Annotated in this window: 2 protein-coding genes and 2 pseudogenes; 1 reads left to right on the top strand and 3 read right to left on the bottom strand. The window is 61.8% G+C overall.

Annotated features, from left to right (window positions below):
- Positions 1–94: 94 nt before the first annotated feature.
- A complete protein-coding gene (locus ACFY2X_RS47160; protein WP_389951986.1) occupies positions 95–646 on the bottom strand; it encodes a hypothetical protein in 552 nt (183 codons plus the stop codon).
- An 87-nt stretch (positions 647–733) separates the two neighbouring features.
- Entirely contained in the window at positions 734–1,432 is a 699-nt protein-coding gene (locus tag ACFY2X_RS47165) for a hypothetical protein (protein WP_389951988.1), read from the bottom strand.
- A 765-nt stretch (positions 1,433–2,197) separates the two neighbouring features.
- Here ACFY2X_RS47165 and ACFY2X_RS47170 point away from each other — a divergent pair.
- Positions 2,198–2,503, top strand: a pseudogene (locus ACFY2X_RS47170) (IS5/IS1182 family transposase); the annotation flags it as partial.
- A gap of 160 nt (positions 2,504–2,663) precedes the next feature.
- Here ACFY2X_RS47170 and ACFY2X_RS47175 read toward each other — a convergent pair.
- A pseudogene (locus tag ACFY2X_RS47175) lies at positions 2,664–3,638 on the bottom strand (IS630 family transposase).
- Positions 3,639–3,782 lie beyond the last annotated feature (144 nt).

Raw genomic sequence — 3,782 nt, forward strand, 5'->3', positions numbered from 1 at the left:
TAGTTACTGTGCAGCACGCGCTACGGCAGGTTTTCAACTACAAAGGCCGAGTCTTCCTAGGGTGTGCTCGCCGATGTGGGTATTTTTGGGCTTCTCACGTCAAGGCCAGCATTGGCACGAGTGTTTGCCATGCAATAACTATTATTGCAAACATGGGGACCACTAACACTGCGCCCACAAATTTCCCTCGAAAATCCCGCAGAGACAAAAATATCAAGAGAATGGCAGCCAATATGGCAATTATCTCCCAGTAAATGGGTGTATTGGCGCGAAATACGACCAATTCGCCTAGCCATGCGCCGGCCGTCAAGGCCGCTCCCCAAGGACGCATTTCGCTAGGAGCAGCACCCAGGACGGCGCTCAGCGCGCATAGCACAGCTGCGATCAGGGCAACAGCAAGGATGCGAGCCGCCGGAGCGCCACCCCCAACGAGGTAGTAGCCAGCAGAAGCGGTGACGCCCGCAACCGCACCCAAAGCGGCTGCCTCCCACCTCTGGCCGATATATAGGCCTAAGAGATAGGTTACCGTCAGCATCGGCGCAGCGCCCAGAGGAAGCCTCAGGTTTTCCCCAGCCAGCCAGTACGTAGCACCCATCAGGAGTCCGAGAAGAATTACGATGGCTGCGCGAACGCCTGTATTCGTCATGACGGTCCCTTGGTCGTGGGGGTGACGAAGCCGGGATCCGCAAGGGGATCCCGGCATTCCTCACCTAACTCTAGACCTTACCCGCGATCAGCAGGCCGGTGTGTAGCCGGAGGGGGCAAGGTAGATGTACTTGACTGCGTCGTTAAAGTCGCCGAAGCCGCCGAGCCCGGAGTACGCCGGGATGATTCGCGAGCCCTGGTTGCAGTAATACTGCTTCTGAACCCCGAGCCCTCCACCCGTCGTGTTCATGGCGGAAGAAGCCGTATCCTGGAAGTACCACTGGTTGAGGTTCTGAAGGACGCTGGTGTCCTTGAATTGGAGTAGACGACCGTTTCCGGGCCCCTGGGCTTCGTTCTGAACGCCGTTGAAGTTCTCGTTCTCGTAGAGGCAAGCCCACTTGGTGAAAGAGCTGTACGGGCAACCATTCTTGTAGTACGTAGCTAGGGTCCCGCTGAGGCTTCTCTCCTTGTCCTTGGCTGCCTGGACCTCATCTTCCATGCCCGACGGAACAGGGAGAAGCAGTCGGACCTCGTTTTTTTCACCCTTATTCCAGGTGACCTCGTTGGGAGCGGTCTGGGAACCCCCGGTGGTGTTCTGCAGAACCTCGTTGATCTGCGTTTTCAGCTCATCGGCGGTTCGAGGTGTGGGGTGATTGGCCTGGGCACTGGCGGGGGTGGGGCTAGCCGGCTCCGCCGAGGCCGCCGCACCAGTAGCGGAGGCAAGGGCGAAGGCGCTCACAGTGGCGGCTGAGAACGTTACGGCAAGGGCAAGACGCGTTAGTGCCATGAAGGGTAGACTCCTATGTGCATTGAAATGATGCTCCGCGGGCGGGGCGCGTCGGCAAACCGACCCGCTCGCGGAACTAAGACAGGATGCTGCGGGTTCCTCAGGGCTGCTCAACACAGTCTGAACGCGCTTGATTTCGCTTCCTATAGCGAGAGCGAGATATCAAACGGCTCCGCCATTACCTCCGATTCCCGTTTAGGAGCACGGGAGTTCCGGCTGTATGAATTGAGGCGGATGACGGTATGAGCGACCCGGTTTAAAAACCCTCCCTCCTCATTAGAGCGAAACCTTTTCAGTGGATGGCCTATAGGCCTTTCCCCTGTTCGTTTTAGATCATGACAAGGCTGTAAAATACATACAAGTCTTGCAAGATCCAATAGATCGTGCTAAAGGACTCACTTTTAGTTGGCGGCTTAGCAGACCCTCTGTCGCTATGGCGGGTGGTCTGAGCTTTCCATGAATGGCGCATGACCTGGGCTATGTCACGGCGTGCTTCGTTCCCGTTGCGAAGCATTCTCTCTTGATCAAAGTCGAATGTATTTTGAATGTATTTTTCTATTGCAGCCCCTTGAAGCGTGTCTGAGTCGTGACATGCTCTGTCGGTGGAGTAGAAGAAGGTGGCATCAGTAAGTCCTTTTCATCCCCTGACGGCGGCCTGCTGGTCACAGCATGGTCGCGAGGCTGGCGTTCGCCTGACGCCGTAAAGAAACTCCTGGTAGACGGGTTGACCACCACAATCACGTCCATCACAACTAGGGGCTTCGGATGCTGTTCTATTGCGCTGCCGTCGATCTTTCGCGTTCAACGCTGACCTACGTGTCCAGGCTGATCCGCCGGCACCGCAAGGCGATCGGCTCGGCCTGGCGGCTGCTCAACGCGGGACAATAGGCGTTGCTGGTGCCGGTCCACCTGCGCAAGGGTGAGACGTTCGCCGAGCTCGGGGTGTTGACGGCGACCGCGTGACGGTATGTGGAGGAGACGGTGATACTGCTGTCGGCGCGCTCGCCCAAGCTTCGGCAGGCGCTGCGCAAGGACGGCCTGCACTACCTGGTGCTCGATGGGACGTTGATTCGCACCGGAGGATCACTCTCATTTGCTACCTCCTCGATATAGGTCAAACGGTTCGCCGATGCGAAATCCTCACAAAAAAGAAAAGCCCCGCCGTCTCCCTCACCTTCTAAGCGGCATTCCAGAAGTTCCGCTTGTAACCGGCGAGGAGCCAGGGGCTGGTTCACGAGGCGGCGGTGGCCGGCAACTGGTCGGGTGAGCGGGCGCGGAAGAAGGCATGGATCTGCCGGAGACGGCCGGGCCGGCTGACGGCGGTGTTGGCGATGAACGCCTTGAGCGCGGCTCAGATCCGCTCGACGGGGTTGTCGTGCGGGCTGTAGCGCGCCGTACAGCACCTCCACGCGCGGGTGTGCCTGCAGGTGGCACGCCACGGCTCGGGCGTGGTGGATGCTGTCGTTGTCGCAGATCACCACGATCTTCGGTGCGGCGGGGAAGGCTGCGGCCATCTCATCCAGCAGGCGCGGGAAGTCGGCCGGGCACCGGTGGCCCAGCCGATATACCCACCGTCCCGTGGTCGGCTCCACGGCGCCGAACACGGTGACCTGCCGGTTTTTGCCCGGTGTGACGATGGCCGGACGATCGGCGCGCAGTGTCCATCCTGCTCGGAGGTGCGGCAGCAGGTGCACGTGGGTTTCGTCGGCGGCCCAGACCACCGCCCCGCGCGGTAAGGCGCGCAGCCGCTCGGTGATGGCGGCCACCACCTGCCACCGGCCGGGATCGCCTCGGGCCACCAGCTTGGAACGCCGCCAGAGGGCCACCTGGCGCACCCGCCGATACAGGGTGCGCCTGCCCAGACGGGGCCGGTTCAGGTATCGCCACAGCCGCGCAACGGTCCACGGCCCCGGCCGGGCGAGCAGAGCGGCGATCTGGCCGGTCGGGTGCCCGCCGCTCAGGCGGGGGCGGCCGGGGCGGGGACGGTCGTCCAGTCCTGCCAGGCCGTGGCGGTTGCACCGGCCGATCCATCGGCGCACGGTGGCGGCGTCGTAGTCCAGCAGGCCGGCGATCTGCGCCGCCGGCAGGCCGTGCAGCGGCAGCAGGACCATCATCGCGCGTATCGCCGCCAGTAACCTCGCAGCCGCGCGTGTGACTGCTCGATCGAGGTGGCGGGGGCATTGGCGAACACGAAGGTCGGGCGCATGCTGACCACGACCTCGCCGGTGGGTGGACGTTGTGGCGACCTCGATCCAACCCCCGGCCCAACCCCCGGCGAGGCCCGTGTCAACGCCCTCATGCCCCGGCGATCTCACGCCCGGTTATGCGCAGAACTTCTGGATAGGCGCTT

It is taken from the genome of Streptosporangium sp. NPDC000396 (genome assembly GCF_042898655.1).
GTDB lineage: Bacteria > Actinomycetota > Actinomycetes > Streptosporangiales > Streptosporangiaceae > Streptosporangium.

Excerpts from the sequence above, each read along its gene's own strand:
- ACFY2X_RS47160 (WP_389951986.1), bottom strand. The coding sequence starts at position 646 with ATGACGAATACAGGCGTTCGCGCAGCCATCGTAATTCTTCTCGGACTC.
- ACFY2X_RS47165 (WP_389951988.1), bottom strand. The coding sequence starts at position 1,432 with ATGGCACTAACGCGTCTTGCCCTTGCCGTAACGTTCTCAGCCGCCACT.